This window comes from Halomonas sp. TH-94 (assembly GCF_057473365.1).
Genome location: NZ_JBYCKL010000013.1, coordinates 1 through 21,898, shown reverse-complemented (window position 1 = coordinate 21,898; position 21,898 = coordinate 1). Strand labels below are relative to the sequence as shown.

The following is a 21,898-nucleotide window of genomic DNA, read 5'->3' as shown; positions in this document are numbered from 1 at the left end:
CTGTACATATAAACAGTATCAAAGGTGACCTCGCTCAGTGCGGTAGTGGCAGAGAGCGGCTTGCATAGCCCTTTCTGGTTATTTTCTTGAATAATAACCCTACGGGGCTATTATTCTTCCCATACCCTCTTGCAGAACAGGCCAATGGCGCAGCGTATTGCCGTACTCACGGGCGACCTTGTCGAATCCCGCAAGGCCAACGACCCGCAGCGACTCTTCTCGGTGCTCGACAATGCACTCGAGGCGCTCAGCGAACGCTTTGGTGGCCAAGGCGAGCGTTACCGTGGCGACGGGTTCCAGATTGCCCTGCCCGACCCCTCCAAGGCACCGCTCGTCGCAGTGCTGCTGCGCGCCTCACTGATTCGCCATTCAGAGGAGCACCAGCGCTGGGACGCGCGTATCGCGGTAGCTATCGGCGAAAGCAGCTGGCAACCCCAGCACAAGGTGACCGAGTCCAGTGGCGAGGTCTTCGTGCGCTCCGGTCAAGCCCTGGACACCATGAGCGATGGTACCGAACACCTGCGTCTGAGCCTGGGCGAGCAAGGCGAGAGCGAATGCTTGACCCTGCTGTCACGCTTTGTCGACAACCTGATCGACGGCTGGTCGCGCTATTCTGCCGAAGCCGTTTATCTCTGCCTGTGGTACTCGGAATCTCAGCAGGCGCTGGCCAAACGACTCGGCATCAGCCAGCCCAGCATACACAAGCGCCTGAGGGCCGCCCGCTGGCCGCTGCTCGAAGCCTATCTGAGCCATGTCGAACAGCGGCTCAAGGATGATCCGTGATGAACGTAGACCTCTCGCTATTGCTGGGACTGGTGCTGGTCCATCTGATTGGCGACTTCGTGCTGCAGCCGAGGCACTGGGTCGAAGCCCGGTTCGTGGACAAGGTGCACTCCCCCCAGCTCTACCTGCACGCCTCGATACACGGCGTACTGGCCTTCCTGGTGCTGGGGGCGGCCGCGCTCACCCATCCCACCCCGCCGTCATGGATGCTGGTGCTTCTCGCTGCGGCTGCCGTGGCGGTGAGCCATGCGCTGATCGATCTGGGAAAATCCTACCTGTCACCGGCCAGGCTGCGCTGGTTCATGCTCGACCAGATGCTGCATCTACTGGTGCTGCTGGGCATCTGGCTGGCCTGGCTGGGTACCTGGCAGCCGCTGATTGAATTCTGGGAGAGGTCTTTCACACCGTCGGTGCTCGGCATCCTCGTTGCCTATCTGATCGTGAGCCGGCCATTATCCATCGTCATTGCCTTGATCATTCAGCGCTGGAGCGCCCAGATCGACAATCCCGGAACGCTGATTGCTGCCGGGGCGCGCATCGGCATGGCCGAACGAATTCTGGTACTGACCCTGGTGCTGTTCGATCAGTTGACCGCCATCGGCTTCCTGCTGGCCGCCAAGTCGGTGCTGCGTTTCGGTGAACTACGGGGCGCACAGGATCGCAAGCTGACCGAATACGTGCTGATGGGCACCCTGCTCAGCGTCTCGACCGCCATGGTGCTGGGTCTGATTCTACGACTGCTGTTGGGATATTGATTCAATGTGGCATCCGTTCATCGTCGCACTCACCCTTGCTCTCGTGCTGGCCGGCTGTGCCGCTCCGGAACCGCTGGAGCGGCGCCAGGGCTATGTGGTAGATCGCTCATACCCGGCCCCATCGCACAATAGCCGGGTACGCCACCTGGTGATTCACTACACCGATATCGACGAGGCCGAATCGCTGGCCGTGCTTACCGGCCCCCACGTAAGCGCCCATTACGTGCTGCCACTGCCACCGCAGGACCACCACGGTTCGCCGCGGGTCTACCAACTGGTCGACGAGGAGCGCCGGGCCTGGCATGCCGGTGCCAGCGCCTGGAAGAGTCGTACCAACATCAACGACACTTCGATCGGCATCGAGATAGTCAATCTCGGTCCCGACCGCCCTTACGCCGAGGTGGAGCGGTTGCTGGAACGCAACGCTGAAGCGGTGGTGGAAATCGACTGGGCACCGTATCCCCAGGGGCAGATAGAAGCGCTGATCGCGCTGTCGCGAGACATCATCGAGCGCCACGGCATTCACCCTACCGACGTGGTAGCCCACTCCGACATCGCACCCTCACGCAAAGTCGACCCCGGCCCTCGCTTTCCCTGGCGCGAGCTGTATGAGGCCGGTATCGGCGTATGGCCGGAAGAAGACGCCGTGGCACGCTGGCAGGCTCAATTCGACATGCAGCCACCGGCACTCGCCACCTTGCAGAAGGCGCTGAAGACGTGGGGGTATCCGCAGCAGGTAACGGGCGAGCTGGATCGTGAAACACGTGCCGTGCTGCGTGCCTTCCAGATGCGCTTCCGGCCCGCCGACTATCGCGGCAACCCCGACACCGAGTCTGCCGCCATTCTCTGGGCATTGCTGGAAAAGTACCGCCCCCATGAAATGGAACGGTTAGCGGAGGCGACGACCGAACCGGCAACCTAGCGAGCAGTGAAGGGATTACAGGGTGGCCAATCGCTCCTGATCGTTGATCCCGGCCATGCGCACCAGCGCCAGAGCTTCGTCGAGACTTTCTACCTCTTCGACCCGTAGCAGCTCACTGTCCAGACGGACCCGCTTGCCGGTCTTCTCGGAGAGCAGCTTTTCGAGGGTGGCAACGTCCATACCCTCTTCCAGGTAGAGGGTGTCGACACTGGCATGGTCCTGGGTGCCAGGTAGATAGATCGTGCCATTGGAGAAGTCCACGGCATAGGCGATAACGCCCGGTAAAATGAAGAACAGCAGACCCACGCCATTGGCAATTGCCACCGCCGGATCGATGCGTCCGCTCATCTGGCCTTTGCGTTCGGGGTGAAAGACGGTACCGCAGCCCACCAGGGCGGTGATGGACACACCAAGCACCAGTCCTGTCAGGGCACGACGGAATCGAGTCCTCATGAAAAGGTTGCTCCGGTTAAGATAGAGGTATCGGTATCGAGCAATTGTCGCCTCGCACACCGCCATGGAGAATGGCGGGAGATTACCACAGCGCAGAGTGATACGAACGTTTACATTTCTCACGTAAGCAGCCATGCGCTCGCGGGTAGTCACGAGCTGGATGGAAGAAATGAAGGAGTGGCCATGAGCGAGATTGCACTTCACACCTGTCAGGGCAATGCCATCGCCCCGCGACTCGAGGAGCTGGCCCACCTGAGAATCACCGTCTTCCGAGACTTTCCTTATCTCTACGACGGCAGCCTCGAGTACGAAGCCAGCTATCTGCGCCGCTATGCCGAATGCCCCGCCAGCCTGTTCGTACTGGCTGAGGATGGCGATGCCCTTGTGGGAGCCGCAACGGGCATGCCGCTAAGTGAAGATGTGGCGGAATTCCGCGCTCCCTTCGAGGAAGCCGGCTTCGATATCGATAGCGTGTTCTATTACGGCGAATCGGTACTGCTGCCGAGCTATCGCGGCCGCGGTATCGGCAAGGCGTTTCTTGCCAAGCGTGAGGCTCACGCTACCAAGCATGGCTATTCCACCGTGGCCTTCTGTGCCGTTGAGCGTCCAGACGACCATGCGCTGAAACCCGAAGGCTACGTGCCGCTGCACGGTTTCTGGCGCTCCCAAGGTTATGAGCGCCATCCCCAGCTTGCCACCACCTTTCGCTGGAAGGACATCGGCGAGCCGGCGGAGAGCGACAAGCCGATGGTGTTCTGGCTGAAGACATTGAGATAACTGCCACACGAGGGGCGTCGGGAAACGCCATACCAGCGTTTGGCAACGCTTTTGCTGCAATTCGTCGTTGGCCGTACAATGCCCCGAACGCCGCTCGCCGCGGCACCTCGACTCATGTCAGCCCATGCTGGAAGGAAACGCCGGACCCATGCGCGCCACTCAACTGTTGATCGCCACTCTCAAGGAAACTCCGTCCGACGCGGAGGTCATCAGCCACCAGCTGATGCTGCGTGCCGGGATGATCCGCCGCCTCACCTCGGGCTTGTACACCTGGCTGCCGATCGGTCTGCGCACCCTGCGCAAGGTAGAGCGTATCGTGCGCGAAGAGATGGATCGCGCCGGGGCCCAGGAGGTCTTGATGCCGGCAGTACAGCCCGCCGAGCTGTGGCAGGAGTCCGGCCGCTGGGAGCAGTACGGGCCCGAACTTCTGCGCCTCAAGGATCGCCATGAGCGCGACTACTGCGTCGGCCCCACCCATGAAGAAGTGATCACCGACCTGATGCGCCGCGAGCTTTCCAGCTACAAGCAGCTGCCGGCCAATTTCTACCAGATACAGACCAAGTTCCGCGACGAGATCCGCCCGCGTTTCGGCGTGATGCGCTCACGCGAGTTCATCATGAAGGATGCTTACTCCTTCCACCTGGACCAGGAATCCCTCAAGGAAACCTACCAGGCCATGTACGACGCCTATGTACGCATCTTCACCCGTCTGGGCCTCGATTTTCGCCCGGTGCTGGCAGACAACGGCGCCATCGGCGGCACCGGCTCCCATGAATTCCACGTGCTGGCCGATTCCGGTGAGGACGATATCGTCTTCTCCACCGAGTCCGACTACGCGGCCAATATCGAAAAGGCCGAGGCGCTGCCCGCCCCTCTGGGCGCCTCGTTGGAGCGCGCTGCCCCCAGCGAGGAGCTGCGCCTGGTCGACACGCCCAACGCCAAGACCATCGCGGCTCTGGTCGAGCAGCACGGCCTGCCCATCGAAAAGACCATCAAGACCCTGATGGTGCGTGCCACCGAAGGCGGCCTGATCGCTCTGCTGGTGCGCGGCGATCACGAGCTGAACGAGATCAAGGCCGAGAACCTGGCCGAGGTAGCCGCTCCTCTCACCATGGCCACGGAAGAGGAGATCCGTGCCGCGGTGGGTGCCGGCCCCGGCTCGCTGGGCCCGGTGAAGCTGAACATGCCGATCATCGTCGACCGCAGCGTGGCATTGATGAGCGATTTCGGCGCCGGTGCCAATACCGATGGAAAGCACTATTTCGGGATCAACTGGGAGCGTGACGTGGCGCTGCCCAAGGTGGCCGACATCCGCAACGTGGTGGAGGGCGACCCGTCACCGGACGGCATGGGTACGCTTTCGATCAAACGCGGCATCGAGGTCGGCCACGTCTTCCAACTGGGCAAGAAGTACTCCGAGGCAATGAACGCCACGGTGCTCGACGATAACGGCAAGGCCGCCCACACCTGGATGGGCTGCTATGGCATCGGCGTAACCCGCGTGGTAGCCGCCGCCATCGAGCAGAATCATGACGCTGGCGGCATCATCTGGCCCAACGCCATCGCCCCCTTCCAGGTCGCCCTGGTGCCGATGAACGCTCACAAGTCCCAGCGCGTGCGCGAGGAGTCAGAGCGTCTCTACCAGGCGCTGACGGCGGCCGGCATCGACGTGCTGCTGGACGACCGCGACCTGCGCCCGGGGGTGAAGTTCGCCGATCAGGAACTGATCGGTATTCCTCATCGGCTGGTGGTGGGAGACCGGGGACTGGACAATGGCAAACTGGAGTACAAAGGGCGGCGTGACAGTGAGGCGACCATGGTTCCGGCCGATAGCATCGTCGAATTCCTACTGGCGCAGATCAACGCCTGAGCACCGGCTGGCTGCCGCCATGCTGGCGGCAGCCTGCCTTTTCGCTGCCCCGGTAGCGGGCCAAGAGCGCCCGAACGTCCCTGCTAGCGCCGAGCGAGCGCACTTGCTTGGCGCCCTTCCCGTTGCTCTGCAAACCTCCCCTGCTCAACGCATGCGGGGGGAGGCCGATATCCCTTCGTCATTGCGCCAAACCCTCGATACGCTGGTGGCCACACCGCCTTCTCCGGATCAGGTATGGGCAGCGCGTCACTGGAAGAGCGAGATGGAACCGCGCCTGGCGCGCTTCGTGCGTGATGACGCCATGCGCGGTGAACTCCTTACCCGTATCTATCATGAGGCCCGCCTGGCTGGGCTTGCCCCGGAGATCGTGCTTGCCGTCATTCAGGTGGAGAGCGCTTTCCAAGCGCAAGCCGTTTCTTCGGCCGGTGCCGTGGGGCTGATGCAGATCATGCCATTCTGGATCGATGAACTGGGCCGCAGCGCCGACGATCTCATGGACCCTTGGCTCAACCTGCGTTACGGCTGCACGATACTCGCCCACTACCTTGCAGTGGAAAGCGGCGACCTCACCCGTGCACTCGCTCGCTACAACGGTAGCTTGGGGCAGACCTGGTATCCCGAACGGGTGATGCGGGCCTGGAGCGACAATTGGTGGCTCGCACGTTGATCTTTACGCCAAGCTGCGCCGACGCGCTCTTACCATCCTAGCCAGCGACGATTGACGTATCCATATTGGCCACTCGCCACCCGTCACGCCCCTGTGCCTTGACTTCATAGAGCGCTGCATCGGCGGCGGCATAACCGGCTTCGAACCTGGCATGCCCCGCCATGAATCGCGCGGCTCCCACACTGAAGGTAACGTGGTCTGCATGGGGGTGGGAGGGATGAGGAATGGCGGCAGAACGCAGCGCTTCGACGAGCTGACGACAACTGTCGAACAGGATCTGGTCATCCTGGCACTCGAACAGCACGGCAAATTCATCGCCACCCAGCCGATAGAGGCTCGCCTTCTGGCCGTGATTGAATTCGATCAACTCGACGAGTCGACGCAGCAGTTGATCGCCTGCGGGATGCCCAAGGCTATCGTTGTACTGCTTGAAATAATCGATATCGACGAGCAGCAGGCCCAAGGAGCGACCCCGTGCCGCCACTACGTCATCATGCAGGGCGCTGCGGTTGCCCACCCCGGTCAGAGGATCGCGCAGGGCGCGACTCATCCACTCCAGGCTTTCGCGAGCGGAACGGACGGCACGGCGCCGCTGAAGCTCGTGCATCAGCCAGAAGCCCAGCCCCAGCACGAAAATGACCAGACTACCGGCCAGCACCTGCCCCTGATGACGCCGCGTCTTGTCGACGAACTCTGCCGTGATGGCGCTACGCCGGTCCAACTGGTGCATTTCGATCCTGGTGAGACAACGCATAGGGGCCAGCAGGCTCTCGCGAAGGTGCGATGCTGTCACGGGCGCTGCTCCTTCGAGACGCAGCAGCAGGTCATCGATGGCTGCCAGGCTCGGCACCGTGCAATCGTACTCGCGACGATACAGGCCGATATCGAAAAGGCTGTAGGCAAGCTTTATCTGAAAGTGCGCACTTTCACGGGTTTCGGGCTCATCCGGTGCCTGTAACAGCTGGTCGAGCCCCAGTTGCAGATAATCACGTGAACGCGTCGCCAACTGCTGACCGGTCAAGTTGCCCGACTGGCTGAAGTAAGCCTGTATTTCGGGATAGACCCAGCGAGTCTGATATGCGATCAGCAGCATCAAGGCCGTGAAGCTCATCAGGCTGAGCCATAGCCAATGCACATGACGCCGCCATGGGCGACCCGGTTCTACCATACCGCCTCGATGCTGCGGATCATCCAAACCCAGTCGTTGAAGTTGCGCAGGTTGTCGGGGTCGCGATTGCCGTAATCACGTTCGACCAGACGCAGAGGGCCACGGTCGCGCAGGCTGATGGGCTCACCGTTCTGGTGGGTCACGAGAATCCAGTTGGGGTCGTCCCAGCCTTCCAGGGTCACGTCGTAGTCATCCCAGGCCTGGAAATGAAGCTGAGGCGGCACACGGCCGAAATGTTCGATGAGCAAGTCGCGGAAGACCAGCCCCCGTATCTCGGTGTCTTCGGTCAGATAAGGTTCGTAGAAGCGAAACTCGACATCCGCTCGCTCTCGCAGCGCTTCGACCGAGAGCGTAATGTCTCTGTCACCGTCGCGCAGCTGCAGTGTGTCAGGATTGGCCTGGGCGGTAGAACCCAGCAGCAAGCCCGTAAGCAGTAGCCCTGGAGCAGGGAAACGCACCTTGTGACCAAGGTTGAGCATGGTCAAGACCCCCTCGTTCTTCTTATGGTGTCGACTGCACCATCGACGTAGTATTTCAAGCGGAGTCTACCACGAAAAAATGCCGGCCCAATTGGGCCGGCTACTGGGGGGAAAACTCCCCCCTCCCCTGACGACTTGCTAGCTAGGCTGGCTCAGTGCTTGCGCTTGCGACGATGGTCGCGGACCACGAAGCCGACCCAACCTGCCATGAATGCGATCATCATCGCGACGGTTACCAGCCCGAAAATTACTGCGTCATCCCAGTACATAGTGGTTTCTCCCCGTCACCTGATGCGATGAGTTCACTCTAGCCTGTTGAAGACATGGGAAAACTGACCTGCATCAAATTTCGCCTCGGGCCCGTTGCAAGGAGTTCGGCAAATTGATGCAGGTCAGTTTTTCGGGGAGTTCGATGTACTGCCGGGTCAAGGAAGCTTGCGATCTTCCACCTGAGATGGCGCGACATCGGCGGGGAGGGGGTGGCCTTTGGCCAGCTCGGCACGACTTGCCTCGCGTACTTGCAACACCTCGAGCGCATAGCTCAGGGTTTGCCCAGCCAGGGGGTGGTTGGTATCGACCATCACCGAGTCATCCCGCACCTCGATGACGGTAATGACCTGAGGACCGTCATCTCCCGGCGTTTGAAAGCGCATACCGGGTGCCAGATCGCGCTGAGGAAATGCACTGCGACCGAACGACTGGATCAGGTTCTCGTTACGCTCACCATAGGCATCTGCAGGCGCCAAGGTAACGGTCAGCCTGTCACCCGGCACGTGGCCCGTCAGCTCACGTTCCAGGCCGGTCATGATGTTGTCATGGCCATGCAAATACTCGAGGGGCGTGGCACGTGCCCGCGAATCGTCGAGCACCTGGCCCTGGGCGTCGCTGAGCACGTAATGCAGGGTCACGACCCGCTGCGGGGCAATGTTCATGTGAACTCCCGTGAACGAATGACGAGGCAGCCAGCAGTCATGTGCCCGGGCGCAAGCTTGCTACGGGCATTTCCAGCTGCTGCTGGCGATTGAGAAGATTGAGCAGCACGACCGCGCGCTCATCGCCTTTGTGGCCGGCAAAAACGGCTTGAAGATCCTTGAACGGCCCTTCGGTGATCTCGACCTTTTCCCCGGCGCGAAAATAGACATTGGCGGCACTCTCCAGCTCGACGGTGCCCTGCTCACGCAACAGCGCAACCAGTTCGTCATCTACCGGCAGCGGACGGTTGCCGAAGGTGACGATTTTGAGCACGCCTCGAGTGGAGCGAATCGGTCGCCAGTTGCTGGCTATTCGGTCGAGCCGAATGAACAGATAGTGGGGAAACAGCGGCTCATCGATCCACACCAGCTTGCCACCGCGCTTCTTCTGCACCTGCAGTATCGGGTGGAAGAGTTCATAGCCTTGGTTGGCCAGATGCTGCGCGGCGCGAAAGGACTCACCGCCCTTGCATTGAACGACGTACCAGCGTGGCAGGTTATCGTCCTTGTCTTCGTACGGCTGACGTTCGCCGTGGCTCATGAAGGCCTCCTGATCGAGAATAACCTGCTGGCATCGCTGCCGGTGCTCTGCAACAATCGAGCGGCCGGACGATGGGTCCTCCTGGACCGCCCACCAGCGCCTTGCGGGGCCATTCTAACATCGTTGCCGGCCCCGAGCCGCCTCTCGGACATCGACCATCGAGGAGTCACACCACGCATGTCCATCCCAACCGCTCAGCGCAGCTGGGGAGCCGCCCTGGCCATTTATCTGCGAGCCCCCGTGATTACCATGCTGTTCCTGGGCTTTTCGGCCGGACTGCCCTTTCTCCTGGTGTTTTCGACCCTGTCGGCCTGGCTTCGCAGCGACGGTGTTCAAGTCGCCGCCATCGGCTTCTTCTCCTGGATCGGCATACTCTATTCGATCAAGTTCTTCTGGGCCCCCATCGTCGACCGTCTTGCCCTGCCGGTGCTGACCCGCACCTTTGGCCAACGCCGCGGCTGGATGCTGCTGGCCCAGGCCATGATCGCCTGCGGCCTGGTGGGGTTATCGACCCTCGACCCACAGCAGAACCTGGCGATGGTGGCCGCCTTCGCTCTGCTGGTCGCCTTCGGCTCGGCGACCCAGGATATCGCCATCGACGCCTTTCGCATCGAGTCGGCACCCGATGACATTCAGGCCGCCATGGCCTCCACTTATATCATCGGCTATCGCGGTGGCCTGCTGGCCGCCGGCGCCGGGGCGCTCTACGTCGCGTCGTGGATCTCCTGGCAAGCCGCCTACCTGACCATGGCCCTGCTCGTCGGCATCGGGGTGATTACCGTGCTACTGCGCCCTGAGCCCGAGAGGCTGTCACTCACTACCCAGTTGATTCATGAGCCCAAGGTGCGCGCTTTCATCCGCGCCAGCCGCGGCAAGCCGCGGGCGTTGCGGCGCTTGGGGGCCTGGCTGATCGGTGCGGTTGTGTGTCCGTTCACCGATTTCCTTTCGCGTCATCGGCTCAAGGCACTGTGGCTGCTGGTATTCGTCGCCGTGTTCCGAATCAGCGATCTGGCCATGGCCTCGATGGCCAATCCGCTCTACATCGACCTGGGCTTCTCGCTGGCCACCATCGCCAATGTGACCAACGTCTTCGGCATTGCCATGAGCATCAGCGGTGGGATTCTCGGCGGTCTGCTGGTGGCCCGCTACGGCATCGGCCCGATACTGGTACTGGGGGCGGCAGCCGCGACCCTGACCAACTTGCTGTTCGCCGCGCTTGCGCTGGCGGGCCAGAGCCTGCCGATGCTGATCATGGCCATCGTCGGCGACAACCTGGCCAATGGCCTGGCCAGCGCGGTATTCATCGCTTTCCTGTCGAGCCTGACGTCGCGCGCCTATACCGCGACCCAGTACGCGCTGTTCTCGTCGTTGATGACGCTTCCAGGCAAGTTCCTGAGCGGCTTCGGCGGGCTAGTGGTGGCTGCCGAGGGCTACGCGACCTTCTTCGTCATTGCCACCGCGCTGGGACTGCCGGCCATCGCACTGGCGATCTGGATCAGCCGCGACAAGGAACTGGTGCCACCACCCACCCCGCGCACCGTGTGACCTCGCGTCAGCGATCGATCTGGCTCTGCAGCCAGCTCAGCGCACCCGATGTGGCACGCCACTGGTCGCGCATCAGCGTGCGATACTGCCAGGCCTCGGCGCGGGTGCCGGGCTCGGCGACGTTATCCCCACCGACGTGGATCGGCCGGGTCTGCTCGGCACACAGCATGGCAAGCGCATGAGGGTTGTGGCGGCACACGTCGCGTAGCGCTTCGTTGGCCTCGTCGATGCGCTCGAGGCGGAACAGCGCCAGCGCCCTTCCCATCAGAATGCCCAGCACCGGGCCGTCGTCGCGCTGGGTTTCGGTCACTGCCAGCGCCTCACGGTCGCGCCCTTCGCGTAGGAGCTGGTCCAGAACCAGCTCCTGCAGGCCCAGGCTATCCTGGTCGTCGAGCGTCAGCAGCCGTTCGGCAAGTCGCCGAGAGCGTTCGCGGGCGCCCCGCTCCATGCCGACCACCAGTGCCAGGCCAGTACGCAGCAGTACGGCATTGTCGGCGCTGTCCCAAAGGAAGGGTCCATCGCCCTCGCCACGAATTCGCTCGAGCCACCTCTCCAGGCGGTTGGACAGCGGTTCGAACAGGCTGGGCGACATCCACGGCAGGCTGCCGAATCGGCTGGTCAGAGCCAGGGTGAGCGCCTGAACCACCCGTGGCGAGTCAAGCCATTCCGGGTGAGCACAGAGCTCACGCAGCCAGTCGCCGGCCTGCATCCACGGGTCGCCCTTGAGGCCAAGCGCGCTTTCGTCGTCCACATCCACCTGAAACTGCTTGTGCCAGGCGGCAAACAAAGTGTCTTCCCTGGCGCTGCTGTGATACTCCAGCTCTCCGCTATCCGTCAGGCTCACGTTCAGCCCGGGGGCCGGCGGGAGCTCCGCCAAAAGCGCCTGAAGCGAGGCCAGCGGCTCCGCCAGGTCCTCTTCGGCATTGAGCAGTTGGTCGGCCAGGGTAGCCCCGGGGTTCTCCGCCAGATCGGCCAGAAACTGTAGCTGATCGGGTTCCAGCTCACCCTTGCGGGACAGGCGGCGGAACCAGAAGCGGGCTCGCTCGGCGGCTTCCTCTTCGTGCCCTTCGTGTAGCAGCAGCATGGCTTCGATATAGGCCAGCGTCGGCGAGTCGGGAAGCGCCTGTTGAGCGCGCACGAAGGCGGCCCGGGCGCTGTCCAGATCGTCGCTGTCCAAGTGCATCAGACACAGGCGCTCCAGCGCCACCCCCCGCAGGAACAGCGGGCCGCGATCGAGCACCTCGTCGAGCAGCTCGGCCCGCTTGCGGATGAAACCGCGCTCCTGGTACAGATCGATCAGCAGTTCGAATGCAGGCTCGGCCTGAACCGGCAGTCGCGACCAGTCGGCTCGTTGAAACAGCGATTCCAGGATCTGTTGCGCACGCCCGCGCTGGCCCGTCTCGGCTGCGATAAGGCCGGCCTCGAGCAGGGCCTGGGCGGGGGCATTGCCACTCTCAAGCGCCCCCTTGAGGGTCGGCCCCTTCCAGTCACGCAGCGAGAGCATCCACATCAGATGATCGGGAACTTCGGCGGGCATCGAGACGGCCCCGCAGCAGTGCTTCAGCTTGAGGCCGGAATCGCACCAGCAGGGTTCATTGCGGCCGGGACGCGCCAAGGGCTCACTGGTGAAGCCGGCACGCTCGAGCGGGGTCTGGCTCCAGAGGATGGGCGCCAGCGCCTGGGCCATGGCCAGGTCGCCCCCCATCAGCTCGACTCCCTCGTCGCGCGCCCAGGCCATGAACGCCGGATAGCGCTCTTCCTCTCGGATGGCTGCCAAGGCACCCGAAGCAAAGCCCAGCAGCTGCTCGACCCATACTGCCAGCATTCACTCTCTCCGCCAGTTCAAATGGCGCATATAGTAACAGGGAAGCGTGATTTGGTGTTGTGCGCAAGAACGCTCGGCATGTGGGTCAGGGCTCAGCGGCGCACTCCCTCCAGCAACGGCTTGGTTCTAGCGTGCATGTCCAGGCGGGCGCCCAGTCGCACCAGGTTCCAGTAGTGCCCGTTGAGCGTGCGGGAGAGCAGTAAAACGTCGGCCGGGGGCTGCAGGCGGTCCATGGCCGCCCATACTTTCGGCGAAAGATCGCGTAGGCGACGGTGCACTCTGACATCGGAGAAATCCCGCGGGCCGGGTTCGAACAGCGGCGCCACCGCTTCGGCGGATTCACGATAGAGCGCCAGCGGCGCCCCCTGCCCTTGGCGGCCGCCCAGCCGACGCATGGCGTCGTCCATGGCCATCGGATCGCCCGCCAGGGTGGCGTCGAGCAGTTGCATCATCGCCTGGAGATGCCTTTCAGGTACCGGAATCACGGCGCCCAGGTCGTAGACCACCAGCCGCCCCTCGTCATCCACGGCAAAGTTTCCGGCGTGGGGGTCGGCGTGCAATTCACCATGGGTGAAAAGCTCTTCGGTGAGCCAGTCGGCCAAGGTGGCAGCGACACGCTGGCGCACGGCATCGCTGGCTGCTTCCAGCTCACGCAATGGCGTGCCGGCGACATAGCGCATGGCCAGTACCCGCGGCCCGCAAAGCTCGGGCAAAGGTTCCGGCACAAGCAGGTCGTCGAGATGCGCATAGCGTAACCGGTAGCGTGCCAACGCCCTGGCCTCGGCGTGATAGTCGAGTTCGCTACGCAAGCTGGCCGCGAGCTCCTCGAACAGAGCATCCAGGCGCGCCTGAGGCACCTTGAACCAGCGCCCCAGGCGCATGATGCGACGCAGCTGTACCAGATCGCTTTCCAGGGTGTCGGCAAGGCCCGGATACTGCACCTTGAGCACCAGAGGGACGCCGTCATGGGTCACCGCACGGTGCACCTGCCCCATGGAGGCGCTGGCGAAGGGACGGGGCTCGATCTCGCTGAAATGGCGTTCCAGCTCGCCATATTGCTCGACCAGGGTGCGACGAATGCCCTCCCAAGGCATCGGTTCGGCCTGGCGCTGCAGGCGTGCCAGCTCATCGACGAGGTCGGGGGGCAGCAGATCGTCCCACTGAGCCACGATCTGCGCCAGCTTCATGGCGGGGCCCTTGAGTTCCGAGAGCCCTTCGAACAAGGCCTCCCCCAGGGCGCGCCAGTCGGCCTCACCGCCAAGACGGCTGCGAAGCATGGCTCCTCCGGTCCGCGCACCGAGCCCGAACAGGCGTCGCGTTCTTCCTCGTTCACGCATGTCACTGCTCTCCCTTGCCCGCCATGGCCTACCACGATACAGGAATTGTACAGCTTTTTCCGTCAGCAGGATCTGGTCTTGTCGGCACGTTACTGTAAGAATATCCATTACAGTATCTCTTAAGGCCAGATCTTCACATGCGTCTGATCATTGCCGAGAAACCCAGCCTCGCCCGAGCCATTTCCGACGCGTTGCCAGGCGGTGCCCAGCGCGAGGATGGCGCCTTGCGAAGCGGCGACACCGTCGTTACCTGGTGCCTGGGCCATTTGCTGGAGCAGGCGCCTCCTGATGCCTACGACCCCGCCTACAAGCAGTGGCGACTGGACCACCTGCCCATCCTGCCGACACGGTGGCGGCTGACCCCGCGCCCCAAGGCCAGAGGCCAGCTCGCCGTCATACGCAAGCTGCTCAAACAGGCCCGCGAGGTCGTCCACGCCGGCGACCCGGATCGCGAGGGGCAGCTGCTGGTGCAGGAGGTAATCGAACATCTGGGCTGGAAGGGGCCGGTATCACGCCTGCTGATCAACGATCTCAACCGCCCCGCCGTTCAGCGCGCCTTGTCTCGCCTGGAAGACAACGCCCGCTACCAGCCGCTCTATCGTGCCGCCGAGTCACGCTCCCGGGCCGATTGGCTGTATGGCATCAACCTCACCCGCGCCTGGACCCTGACCGGCCGTCAGGCGGGCCATGACGGCGTCCTGTCCGTGGGCCGGGTGCAGACCCCGGTGCTTGGCCTGGTAGTACGTCGCGACGCCGAGATCCGTAACTTCAAGCCCTACCCCTTTCACGTGCTGTGGGCCGATCTGGCGGTCGCCAACGGCAGCCTGCGCGCCTGGTGGCAGCCCGGCGAGCAGCACCGCCTCGACGAACAGGGCCGCCTGCTCGAGCGCGCCCCGGCCGAGGCGTTGGCGGCACGCCTGCCGGGCGCCGAGGGGCGGCTGACGTCACTCGAAAGCCGACAGAAGCGCCAGGCCGCCCCGCTGCCCTACTCACTCTCGGCGCTACAGGTAGATGCCGCCCGACGCTTCGGCCTCTCCGCCAAAGCGGTGCTGGACATTTGCCAGCGTCTATACGAACGCCACAAGCTGATCACATACCCGCGTTCGGACTGTCGTTACCTGCCCGAAGAGCACCTGACCCAGGCGCGCTCCGTACTGACGAGCGCCTGCGCTCTGGACGAGACACTGCGCGGCTGGCTGGCCGGTGCCGATTTCAAGCTGCACTCCAAGGCTTGGGACGACAAGAAAGTCGGCGCCCACCATGCCCTCGCCCCCACCGGCAAACCGGCCGAGCTGGAACGGCTGGAACGTGCAGAGGCCGACGTATACCGGTTGATTGCTCGCAATGTACTGGCGCAGTTCTACCCGTCGCTGATCACTTGCGAGGTCAAGGCGGAATTCACGATTCTGGACGAGCGTTTCCGTGCCAGCGGCCAGGAACTGCTCCAGCCTGGCTGGAAGCCGCTTTTCACTACCCGCGACGAAGCTCCGCCGCTTCCGCCTCTCAGCGAAGGGGAAAGCTGTCGCGTGACGGCAAGTGCCGTGGAAGACCGTGAGACTCGTCCTCCAGAGCCCTTCACCGATGCCAGCCTTATCAAGGCGATGATGAACATTGCACGCTACGTCGACGACCCCGACGTCAAGCGCACCTTGCGTGAGCATGACGGTCTGGGTACCGAAGCGACCCGGGCCGGCATCATCGAGACGTTGCTCGAACGTGGCTACCTGGTGCGAAAGAACAAGGCGTTGCGCGCCACTCGGCTGGGCAGCGGCCTGATTGCCTCGCTGCCCGAGGCTGCCGCTCGGCCCGAACGCACGGCGGTCTGGGAACAGCGGCTGACCGCCATCGCCGAACGCGCCGATGACCCGGCCCCCTTCCTGGCGGCTCTTGTCGACGATCTTCGCGGCCTGCTGGGCAGTGCCGATGCGAACCGGTTGCGCCAGGCCATGGCGACCGCCCAGGGTGAGGCCGCAAGTAGCGCGCGCTCACCGCAACGCAAGCCGCAGCGCAGCCGGACGACCAAGAGGAGCAGGCAGCGCAAGCCGCGTACACAGGCATGAGCAGCTGCAGGCTGGCGCCCACTGGCACGGCATCGGTATGCTGCCTTACTCCACTATCAAGGCGTACCATGAACGAGCAGACCCACCTGATCGTCGGCCCCGGCGCCCTGGGCCGGCTTCTGGCCCTTCATCTGGCGGGCATGGCCCCGGTCGTGCTGGCCGGCAGGCGTCCTTTACCCAGCGAGCAGACGCTGGTGACTCCGGAAGGAGCACGGCACTCCAGGCTGTTGAGCGTGACGACACTTACCGACATGCCCTTGAGCTCGCCAACGTATCTTCACCTGACCACCAAAGCCTATGACGCCGTCGCCGCCTACGAGAGCGCCATGGCTCGGCTGAGCGCCATACCCACGCTGGTGCTGTGGCAAAACGGTTTCCTGATACAGCCCGAGCTCGACCGCCGGCATCCCGGGCCTGTGGTGTGCGCCACCACGACCGAAGGAGCCTGGCTGGAGAACGATGCCGGCGTGACCCATGCCGGCCGCGGCATGACCTATCTTGGCCCGCTGACCGACCGCGCGGGCGAGGACTCCCAGGCTATTGCCGATTTACTGAACCGGGCAGGCCTGGCTGCCGAGGCGGTGGCAGATATCGAGACGCGGCTATGGCACAAAGTCGCGATCAACGCCGCAATCAATCCTCTGGTGGCACGCTTTCGTATCCGCAACGGCCAGTTACGCGACCTTCCCTTTCGCCCCATGGTGGAGCGTATCGTCGATGAAGTCGCCGAGATCCTCGAAAAAGAGGGCATTTCTCCACCCCCTCCTGGCTGGCATGGCTTGGTATGGCAGGTGGTGAAGGGAACCGCAAACAATCGTGCCTCGATGCTGCAGGACGTGCTGGCGGGAAGGCCCACGGAAGGCGAGGCGATACTGTCGCCGCTGCTGGCAGCGGCCCGCCGCCATGATCTCGACGCCCCATGCCTCAGGCAACTCGACGAACATCTACGCGGCGCCACGCAGCCCCGGCGTTGATGATCGGCCTGGCGATGGGCTGGTCATGCTGCTAGGCTTGATTGACGAAATACCATCTAAAGGGATTATGGAAAGGGGATGAAAACGTGTTTCAGTGTTGTCATCGGCATGGCTGCCAGCCTGACGCTGTTGCCACTCTCGGCCATGGCCGAAACACGCACGTCTCCTATATCTCCCATTGAGCAGCCGCTTGCCTAGTCCCAGGCATCACAAGATCTGCTGGCCTCTTTGACGTTATCTCCCTTGACGGCCCCTTCCTATGCCGGAAAGACCAGCGATTTGATGTACCTCGACAATGGCGTGGTACTTGAGGGCAGCGACCTCCATACGCCGGATGGCTATACCACCGGCTTTCGAGTCACGGCGGGCTTCTCCCCTGCCAACATGCCGCAGCTAGACCTTGGCGCCGAGTTCACTTATCGCGAAAGCGATGAGGTACCGACCCAACATGCCGATCAGGCTTTGCTGGTCAATACCACCACGCTGGGCGGCAGCCTGGTAGCCGGGGTGCGACTTGGCCAGCTCGGTCTCTATGCCAAGTCGGGTATTGCCGAGTGGGAAGGCGACCCGGTCACTCAGAGCGAATCGCTGTACATGGCCACTACCGGTACCGCAAGAGTCCAGGGCTTTGGCGCACGCCTGCAGCACAACCGCTTCGTCAGTCGATTGGAATTCGAAGAGATCGACGCACCCAACATGGCTCACCTGAATCTCATCACGGCGTCACTGCACTTCACTTTCTAACCCGCTTCCTCCTACTCGCCAATGTCGCAGAGCCGGTACCGGCCGCGACGCCCACCGCCGCCATTTCAGGCGACGGTGCGTCACGGCAGCACCACCCGCTCAACCCGTATTGCGCAGACCCGCTGCGATACCCGCCATGGTGACCATCAGGGCACGTGACAGCTCGCCGCTGATGGCGCCATCGGCATCCCGGTTACGCTGCAGCAGCTCCGCTTGCAGGCCATGCAGCGGATCGATATAGGGATTGCGCACCTCGATGGCCTGGCGGATCAATGGCGTCTGATCCAGCAGTTGAGGCTGATCGAGAATGGTCAACAGTACCGATTGCAGACGCGTAAAACGCTCACGCAATTGCGCTCCCAGCTCCTTGAGCGCCGGTTCGTCGACCAGCCGCTGTTCATAGTAGGAAGCGATGCCGACATCGGCCTTGGCCAGCAGCATTTCGAGCATATCGAGATAGGTGCCGAAGAAGGGCCAGCGGTCGCGCATTTCACGCAGCACCTCGAGTCCCCCCCCCTCTTCCAGCCGAGTGACGAAAGCCTCCCCGCTCCCCAGCCAGGCCGGTAGCATGAGACGGATTTGGGTCCAGGCAAAAATCCACGGAATCGCCCTCAGGGTCTCGACGCCGCCATCCTGACGACGCTTGGTCGGGCGCGAACCCAATGGCAAGTGCCCGAGCACCCCTTCCGGCGTCACCGCGCGGAAATAAGGCACGAAGTCGGGATCCTCTCGCACCACATTGACATAAGCGCTGTGAGCGATGCCGGCCAGCCGGTCCATCTCCTCTCGCCAGTGGGGCTCCGGCGCCGGCGGTGGCAGCAGGCTCGCCTCGAGCACGGCACAGGCGTAGATCTCCATGGAGCGCAGGGCAATATCGGGCTGACCGAACTTGAACCGAATCATCTCCCCCTGTTCGGTAACCCGTAGACTGCCGTTCACCGACCCCGGGGGCTGCGATAGGATGGCCGCGTAGGCCGGGCCGCCACCGCGACCGACGGCACCGCCACGGCCATGGAACAACGTCAGGTCCACGCCATGGCTACGACACACTTCCACCAGGCGCTCCTGGGCACGGTACTGCGCCCAGGCCGCCGCCAGCTGACCGGCATCCTTGGCCGAGTCGGAATAACCGATCATCACTTCCTGACGGTCGCCGACCAGGGCGCGGTAGCCCGGCAGCGCCAGCAGGCGATCGATGACGTCGCCGGAGCGGTTGAGATCGTCGAGCGTCTCGAACAGCGGGGCAATGGGCAGCGTGACCACGCCCCCCACCTCTTTCATCAGCAGCGCCACGGTGAGCACGTCGGAAGGCTGGCCGGCCATGGAAATGACGTAGGTGCCGAGCGCCTCGGACTGCTCATTGGCAACCACCAGGAAGGTGTCCAGCACCTCGCGGGTCTCGGGTGAGCACTCCCAGCGCCGCGGGATGAGCGGTCGGCGCGACTCGAGCTCGGCCAGCAGGAAGGTCTGACGCTGCTCTTCGCTCCATTCACGATAGTGGCCGAGCCCCAGGGTTTGGGTCAGCTCCTCCATGACCATCGCATGACGACTCGCCTCTTGGCGGATGTCGAGCTTGGTCAGGGTGACGCCGAACACCGCGACACGGCGCAGGGTATCGAGCAGCGCCCCGTTGGCGATGGTGTCGAGGCCTACGTCACACAGCGAACGGTAGCAGGTAAGCAGCGGCGCATAGAGCTGGTCGCTGCTCTCGATGATCGGGCCGGCTTCGTAGCTGCGTCCGTCGAGCTGCGCTTTGGCCCAGTCGCGAGTCGACTCGACCCGCTGCACCAGGCGCTTGAGCAGCTCGCGGTAGGGTTCGGCGACGTTACCCACTTCGGCGCGCAGTGCACTGTTGCACTTCCACATGGAGAGCTCGGCTTTGAGCTGTTCCAGATCGCGAAGGTAGAGGTCCGCCGCCATCCAGCGGCCCAGCAGCAGCACTTCCCGTGTCACCTTCGAGGTCACGTTGGGGTTGCCGTCACGGTCGCCCCCCATCCAGGAGGCGAACACGATCGGCGCGGCATCCAGCGGCAGCCGCTCGCCGGCGGATTCGAGCAGCAGGTTGTCGAGATCGCGATGGAACGCCGGCACCGCCTGCCACAGTGAATTCTCGATGACCGCAAAGCCCCACTTCGCCTCGTCCACCGGCGTGGGCCGCTCATGGCGAATCTCGTCGGTGTGCCAGGCCTGGCTGATCAGCTCCTCGAGACGTCCGCGAGCGCGGCTGGCCCGCTCGGGATAGTCCAGCGACGACTCGATGACGGTGAGACATTCGTCGATGGCGTCGTACTTCTGAATCAGCGTACGCCGAATGACCTCGGTGGGATGCGCGGTGAGAACCAGTTCGACGCGCATGCCGGCGAGGCTCTCGACCAGCTTACGTGGCGTGTGGCCGGCGCCGCGGGCGCGCTTCATGAGCTCCGAGAGCACCGGCTGGGAGCCGGGCTTGTAATCCTCCACGCGGCGAAAGCGGGCCCGGTAGTGCTGCTCGGCGATATTGGCCAGATTGAGAAACTGATTGAAGGCGCGGGTGACCGGCAGCAGGTCACGGTCGGGCAGCTTGCGCAGGTATTCGATCAGATCGCGACTGCTCTGGACGTCTCCCTGACGGCCGCTCTTGGCCAAGCCGCGAATGGTCTCGATACGATCGACGAAGCCTTGGCCAAGGTCATCGGCGATGGTGCGGCCCAGGCTGTCGCCGAGAATGCGTACGTTGTCGCGTAGAGACTCATGCAGATCGCCGCTCATGGTCGATCTCCTCCTTAAGACGGTTCTGTTGGTTCGACAGACATTGGGGAAACGGTGCTCTCGAGCCGCTTGGCGTCCTGCCAATGCCGCTCCATGGTGTTCAGGTCGACGTCACGTGTCGTCATGCCGCGCTCAGCCAGGGCCTTTTCCACATGCCTGAAGCGCCGCTCGAACTTGGCATTGGTGTCGCGCAGACAGCGTTCGGGATCGGCCTCGAGGGAGCGGGCCAGATTGGTCACCGCGAACAGCAGGTCGCCGACTTCCTCGGCGGCATGCTGCCGGTCACCTTCGGCCAGGGCTTGCTCGACCTCGTCGAGCTCCTCACGAATCTTGGCAATGACGCCATGGGTATCGGGCCAGTCGAAGCCGACCCGGGCGGCACGCTTGGAAAGCTTTGCAGCACGCAACAGCGCCGGCAGCGTGCGCGGCACATCGTCGAGCACTGATGCCGATACCGGCTCTACGGCCCGGTCGGCACGCTCCTCGGCCTTGAGCGACTCCCAGCGGCTGCTCACGTTTTCAAGTTCAGCCTGCTGTATTTCGGCCTCTTCGGCGCTTACCCCGGGTGGCCGGCGCGACGCCAGCGTGCCGTCGGGAAAGACGTGGGGGTGGCGGCGTATCATCTTGGCCGTCAGGACATGCACGACGTCGTGAAAGTCGAAGCGTTCTTCCTCGTCGGCAAACTGGCTGTAGTACACCACCTGAAAGAGCAGATCGCCGAGCTCGCCGGGAAGTTCGTTCCAGGCCTGGCGTTCGATGGCATCGGCGACTTCGTACGCCTCTTCGAGCGTGTGCGGCACGATGCTGTCCCAGCTCTGCTTGAGATCCCAGGGACAGCCATGCTCGGGGTCGCGCAGCACTTTCATCAACGTCAGTAGATCTTCGATACCGTGGCGAGCTTCGCTCATCAACCGCTCCCCTTGCGTTTCATGCCCTTGGCGCCGGTGCGCAGACGCTGCACCTCGATCACGTTGGACAGCTGCTGAATGCGTGAGAAAAGCCTGCCCAGGGTCTCCAGCCCATCGACTTCCACCGTAATGCGCATTCGCGCGATGCCATCGCTGGTGTCGGTCAGGGTGTTGACCGACAGGACGTTGACCTTCTCATTGCTGAGGATGCCGGTCACGTCACGCAGCAGGCCGGAGCGGTCCCATGCATTGATCTCGATATACACCGGATACTGGGTGCGCGCGCTCTGCCCCCACTCCACCTAGATCAACCGCTTTGGTTCGTCGATTCGAAGCTGCATGATGTTGGGGCATTCCTGGCTGTGTTAGGT

At 63.2% G+C, this 21,898-nt stretch carries 20 protein-coding genes and 1 pseudogene; 10 read left to right on the top strand and 11 right to left on the bottom strand.

From position 1 onward, the window contains the following. Window positions 1-144: 144 nt before the first annotated feature. Genes AC2VNO_RS02440 through AC2VNO_RS02430 form a run of 3 tightly spaced genes read left to right on the top strand, consistent with a single transcriptional unit; the run spans window position 145 to window position 2,460 of the window. Window positions 145-783 (top strand): hypothetical protein, encoded by a 639-nt coding sequence (locus AC2VNO_RS02440; protein ID WP_486932645.1) that lies wholly within the window; start codon window positions 145-147, stop codon window positions 781-783. Next, window positions 783-1,538: a DUF3307 domain-containing protein gene (locus AC2VNO_RS02435; protein ID WP_486932701.1), complete on the top strand. Its 756-nt coding sequence runs from the start codon at window positions 783-785 to the stop codon at window positions 1,536-1,538. Before AC2VNO_RS02440 ends, AC2VNO_RS02435 begins: the two co-directional genes overlap by 1 nt. Window positions 1,539-1,542: 4 nt before the next feature. Beyond that, window positions 1,543-2,460, top strand: coding sequence for an N-acetylmuramoyl-L-alanine amidase (locus AC2VNO_RS02430; RefSeq protein WP_486932644.1), 918 nt, complete (start codon window positions 1,543-1,545; stop codon window positions 2,458-2,460). A gap of 15 nt (window positions 2,461-2,475) precedes the next feature. Here AC2VNO_RS02430 and AC2VNO_RS02425 read toward each other — a convergent pair whose 3' ends face one another. Continuing rightward, window positions 2,476-2,913, bottom strand: a complete 438-nt coding sequence (locus AC2VNO_RS02425) for a hypothetical protein (RefSeq protein WP_486932643.1) — start codon at window positions 2,911-2,913, stop codon at window positions 2,476-2,478. Window positions 2,914-3,096: 183 nt separating this feature from the next. Between AC2VNO_RS02425 and AC2VNO_RS02420 the strand changes: the two genes are divergently transcribed. From AC2VNO_RS02420 to AC2VNO_RS02410, 3 genes are all read left to right on the top strand, one after another. Beyond that, window positions 3,097-3,690 carry a GNAT family N-acetyltransferase gene (locus AC2VNO_RS02420; RefSeq protein ID WP_486932642.1) on the top strand — a complete coding sequence of 198 codons (594 nt, stop codon included), beginning with the start codon at window positions 3,097-3,099 and terminating at the stop codon, window positions 3,688-3,690. A 148-nt stretch (window positions 3,691-3,838) separates the two neighbouring features. Then, entirely contained in the window at window positions 3,839-5,560 is a 1,722-nt protein-coding gene (locus tag AC2VNO_RS02415; RefSeq protein ID WP_486932641.1) for a proline--tRNA ligase, read from the top strand. A gap of 181 nt (window positions 5,561-5,741) precedes the next feature. Then, window positions 5,742-6,227, top strand: coding sequence for a lytic transglycosylase domain-containing protein (locus tag AC2VNO_RS02410; RefSeq protein WP_486932640.1), 486 nt, complete (start codon window positions 5,742-5,744; stop codon window positions 6,225-6,227). A 37-nt stretch (window positions 6,228-6,264) separates the two neighbouring features. Here the strand turns inward: AC2VNO_RS02410 and AC2VNO_RS02405 are convergent, their stop codons facing one another. The 5 genes from AC2VNO_RS02405 to rfaH form a co-directional block, all read right to left on the bottom strand. Beyond that, complete coding sequence (locus tag AC2VNO_RS02405) at window positions 6,265-7,395, bottom strand: GGDEF domain-containing protein (protein WP_486932639.1); 1,131 nt, start codon at window positions 7,393-7,395, stop codon at window positions 6,265-6,267. Further along, window positions 7,389-7,874: a hypothetical protein gene (locus AC2VNO_RS02400; RefSeq protein ID WP_486932700.1), complete on the bottom strand. Its 486-nt coding sequence runs from the start codon at window positions 7,872-7,874 to the stop codon at window positions 7,389-7,391. Before AC2VNO_RS02400 ends, AC2VNO_RS02405 begins: the two co-directional genes overlap by 7 nt. Before the next feature lie 152 nt (window positions 7,875-8,026). Beyond that, entirely contained in the window at window positions 8,027-8,143 is a 117-nt protein-coding gene (gene ccoM, locus AC2VNO_RS02395; protein WP_486932638.1) for a cytochrome c oxidase subunit CcoM, read from the bottom strand. A gap of 156 nt (window positions 8,144-8,299) precedes the next feature. Then, entirely contained in the window at window positions 8,300-8,806 is a 507-nt protein-coding gene (locus AC2VNO_RS02390; RefSeq protein WP_486932637.1) for an FKBP-type peptidyl-prolyl cis-trans isomerase, read from the bottom strand. A 37-nt stretch (window positions 8,807-8,843) separates the two neighbouring features. Next, on the bottom strand, window positions 8,844-9,386 hold the full coding sequence (gene rfaH, locus AC2VNO_RS02385; protein ID WP_486932636.1) for a transcription/translation regulatory transformer protein RfaH: 543 nt from the start codon (window positions 9,384-9,386) through the stop codon (window positions 8,844-8,846). 177 nt (window positions 9,387-9,563) lie between these two features. On the opposite strand from rfaH, the gene AC2VNO_RS02380 reads away from it, so the two are divergent. Next, window positions 9,564-10,931 (top strand): AmpG family muropeptide MFS transporter, encoded by a 1,368-nt coding sequence (locus tag AC2VNO_RS02380; RefSeq protein ID WP_486932635.1) that lies wholly within the window; start codon window positions 9,564-9,566, stop codon window positions 10,929-10,931. Between the two features lie 7 nt (window positions 10,932-10,938). Here the strand turns inward: AC2VNO_RS02380 and AC2VNO_RS02375 are convergent, their stop codons facing one another. Continuing rightward, window positions 10,939-12,756 carry an SEC-C metal-binding domain-containing protein gene (locus tag AC2VNO_RS02375; protein WP_486932634.1) on the bottom strand — a complete coding sequence of 606 codons (1,818 nt, stop codon included), beginning with the start codon at window positions 12,754-12,756 and terminating at the stop codon, window positions 10,939-10,941. 92 nt (window positions 12,757-12,848) lie between these two features. Further along, complete coding sequence (locus tag AC2VNO_RS02370) at window positions 12,849-14,093, bottom strand: ABC1 kinase family protein (protein WP_486932633.1); 1,245 nt, start codon at window positions 14,091-14,093, stop codon at window positions 12,849-12,851. Window positions 14,094-14,230: 137 nt separating this feature from the next. On the opposite strand from AC2VNO_RS02370, the gene AC2VNO_RS02365 reads away from it, so the two are divergent. The 3 genes from AC2VNO_RS02365 to AC2VNO_RS02355 all read left to right on the top strand — a co-directional run bounded on the left by AC2VNO_RS02365 (window position 14,231) and on the right by AC2VNO_RS02355 (window position 17,871). Then, window positions 14,231-16,153 (top strand): DNA topoisomerase III, encoded by a 1,923-nt coding sequence (locus AC2VNO_RS02365; RefSeq protein ID WP_486932632.1) that lies wholly within the window; start codon window positions 14,231-14,233, stop codon window positions 16,151-16,153. A gap of 68 nt (window positions 16,154-16,221) precedes the next feature. Further along, window positions 16,222-17,127, top strand: coding sequence for a ketopantoate reductase family protein (locus AC2VNO_RS02360; RefSeq protein WP_486932631.1), 906 nt, complete (start codon window positions 16,222-16,224; stop codon window positions 17,125-17,127). Between the two features lie 243 nt (window positions 17,128-17,370). Then, window positions 17,371-17,871, top strand: a complete 501-nt coding sequence (locus tag AC2VNO_RS02355) for a hypothetical protein (protein WP_486932630.1) — start codon at window positions 17,371-17,373, stop codon at window positions 17,869-17,871. Between the two features lie 99 nt (window positions 17,872-17,970). Here the strand turns inward: AC2VNO_RS02355 and ppc are convergent, their stop codons facing one another. The 3 genes and pseudogenes from ppc to AC2VNO_RS02340 all read right to left on the bottom strand — a co-directional run. Continuing rightward, complete coding sequence (gene ppc, locus AC2VNO_RS02350) at window positions 17,971-20,619, bottom strand: phosphoenolpyruvate carboxylase (RefSeq protein ID WP_486932629.1); 2,649 nt, start codon at window positions 20,617-20,619, stop codon at window positions 17,971-17,973. 14 nt (window positions 20,620-20,633) lie between these two features. Further along, entirely contained in the window at window positions 20,634-21,527 is an 894-nt protein-coding gene (gene mazG / locus AC2VNO_RS02345) for a nucleoside triphosphate pyrophosphohydrolase (protein WP_486932628.1), read from the bottom strand. Further along, window positions 21,527-21,892 (bottom strand): annotated as a pseudogene (locus tag AC2VNO_RS02340) (ACT domain-containing protein); the annotation flags it as partial. The gene mazG and the pseudogene AC2VNO_RS02340, both read right to left, overlap by 1 nt. Window positions 21,893-21,898: the final 6 nt, after the last annotated feature.

Excerpts from the sequence above, each read along its gene's own strand:
- AC2VNO_RS02370 (WP_486932633.1), bottom strand. The coding sequence starts at position 14,093 with ATGCGTGAACGAGGAAGAACGCGACGCCTGTTCGGGCTCGGTGCGCGG.
- AC2VNO_RS02435 (WP_486932701.1), top strand. The coding sequence starts at position 783 with ATGAACGTAGACCTCTCGCTATTGCTGGGACTGGTGCTGGTCCATCTG.
- AC2VNO_RS02440 (WP_486932645.1), top strand. The coding sequence starts at position 145 with ATGGCGCAGCGTATTGCCGTACTCACGGGCGACCTTGTCGAATCCCGC.
- AC2VNO_RS02380 (WP_486932635.1), top strand. The coding sequence starts at position 9,564 with ATGTCCATCCCAACCGCTCAGCGCAGCTGGGGAGCCGCCCTGGCCATT.
- ppc (WP_486932629.1), bottom strand. The coding sequence starts at position 20,619 with ATGAGCGGCGATCTGCATGAGTCTCTACGCGACAACGTACGCATTCTC.
- AC2VNO_RS02400 (WP_486932700.1), bottom strand. The coding sequence starts at position 7,874 with ATGCTCAACCTTGGTCACAAGGTGCGTTTCCCTGCTCCAGGGCTACTG.
- AC2VNO_RS02390 (WP_486932637.1), bottom strand. The coding sequence starts at position 8,806 with ATGAACATTGCCCCGCAGCGGGTCGTGACCCTGCATTACGTGCTCAGC.
- mazG (WP_486932628.1), bottom strand. The coding sequence starts at position 21,527 with ATGAGCGAAGCTCGCCACGGTATCGAAGATCTACTGACGTTGATGAAA.
- AC2VNO_RS02375 (WP_486932634.1), bottom strand. The coding sequence starts at position 12,756 with ATGCTGGCAGTATGGGTCGAGCAGCTGCTGGGCTTTGCTTCGGGTGCC.
- AC2VNO_RS02415 (WP_486932641.1), top strand. The coding sequence starts at position 3,839 with ATGCGCGCCACTCAACTGTTGATCGCCACTCTCAAGGAAACTCCGTCC.
- AC2VNO_RS02405 (WP_486932639.1), bottom strand. The coding sequence starts at position 7,395 with ATGGTAGAACCGGGTCGCCCATGGCGGCGTCATGTGCATTGGCTATGG.
- AC2VNO_RS02420 (WP_486932642.1), top strand. The coding sequence starts at position 3,097 with ATGAGCGAGATTGCACTTCACACCTGTCAGGGCAATGCCATCGCCCCG.
- AC2VNO_RS02430 (WP_486932644.1), top strand. The coding sequence starts at position 1,543 with ATGTGGCATCCGTTCATCGTCGCACTCACCCTTGCTCTCGTGCTGGCC.
- AC2VNO_RS02425 (WP_486932643.1), bottom strand. The coding sequence starts at position 2,913 with ATGAGGACTCGATTCCGTCGTGCCCTGACAGGACTGGTGCTTGGTGTG.
- ccoM (WP_486932638.1), bottom strand. The coding sequence starts at position 8,143 with ATGTACTGGGATGACGCAGTAATTTTCGGGCTGGTAACCGTCGCGATG.
- AC2VNO_RS02360 (WP_486932631.1), top strand. The coding sequence starts at position 16,222 with ATGAACGAGCAGACCCACCTGATCGTCGGCCCCGGCGCCCTGGGCCGG.
- rfaH (WP_486932636.1), bottom strand. The coding sequence starts at position 9,386 with ATGAGCCACGGCGAACGTCAGCCGTACGAAGACAAGGACGATAACCTG.
- AC2VNO_RS02365 (WP_486932632.1), top strand. The coding sequence starts at position 14,231 with ATGCGTCTGATCATTGCCGAGAAACCCAGCCTCGCCCGAGCCATTTCC.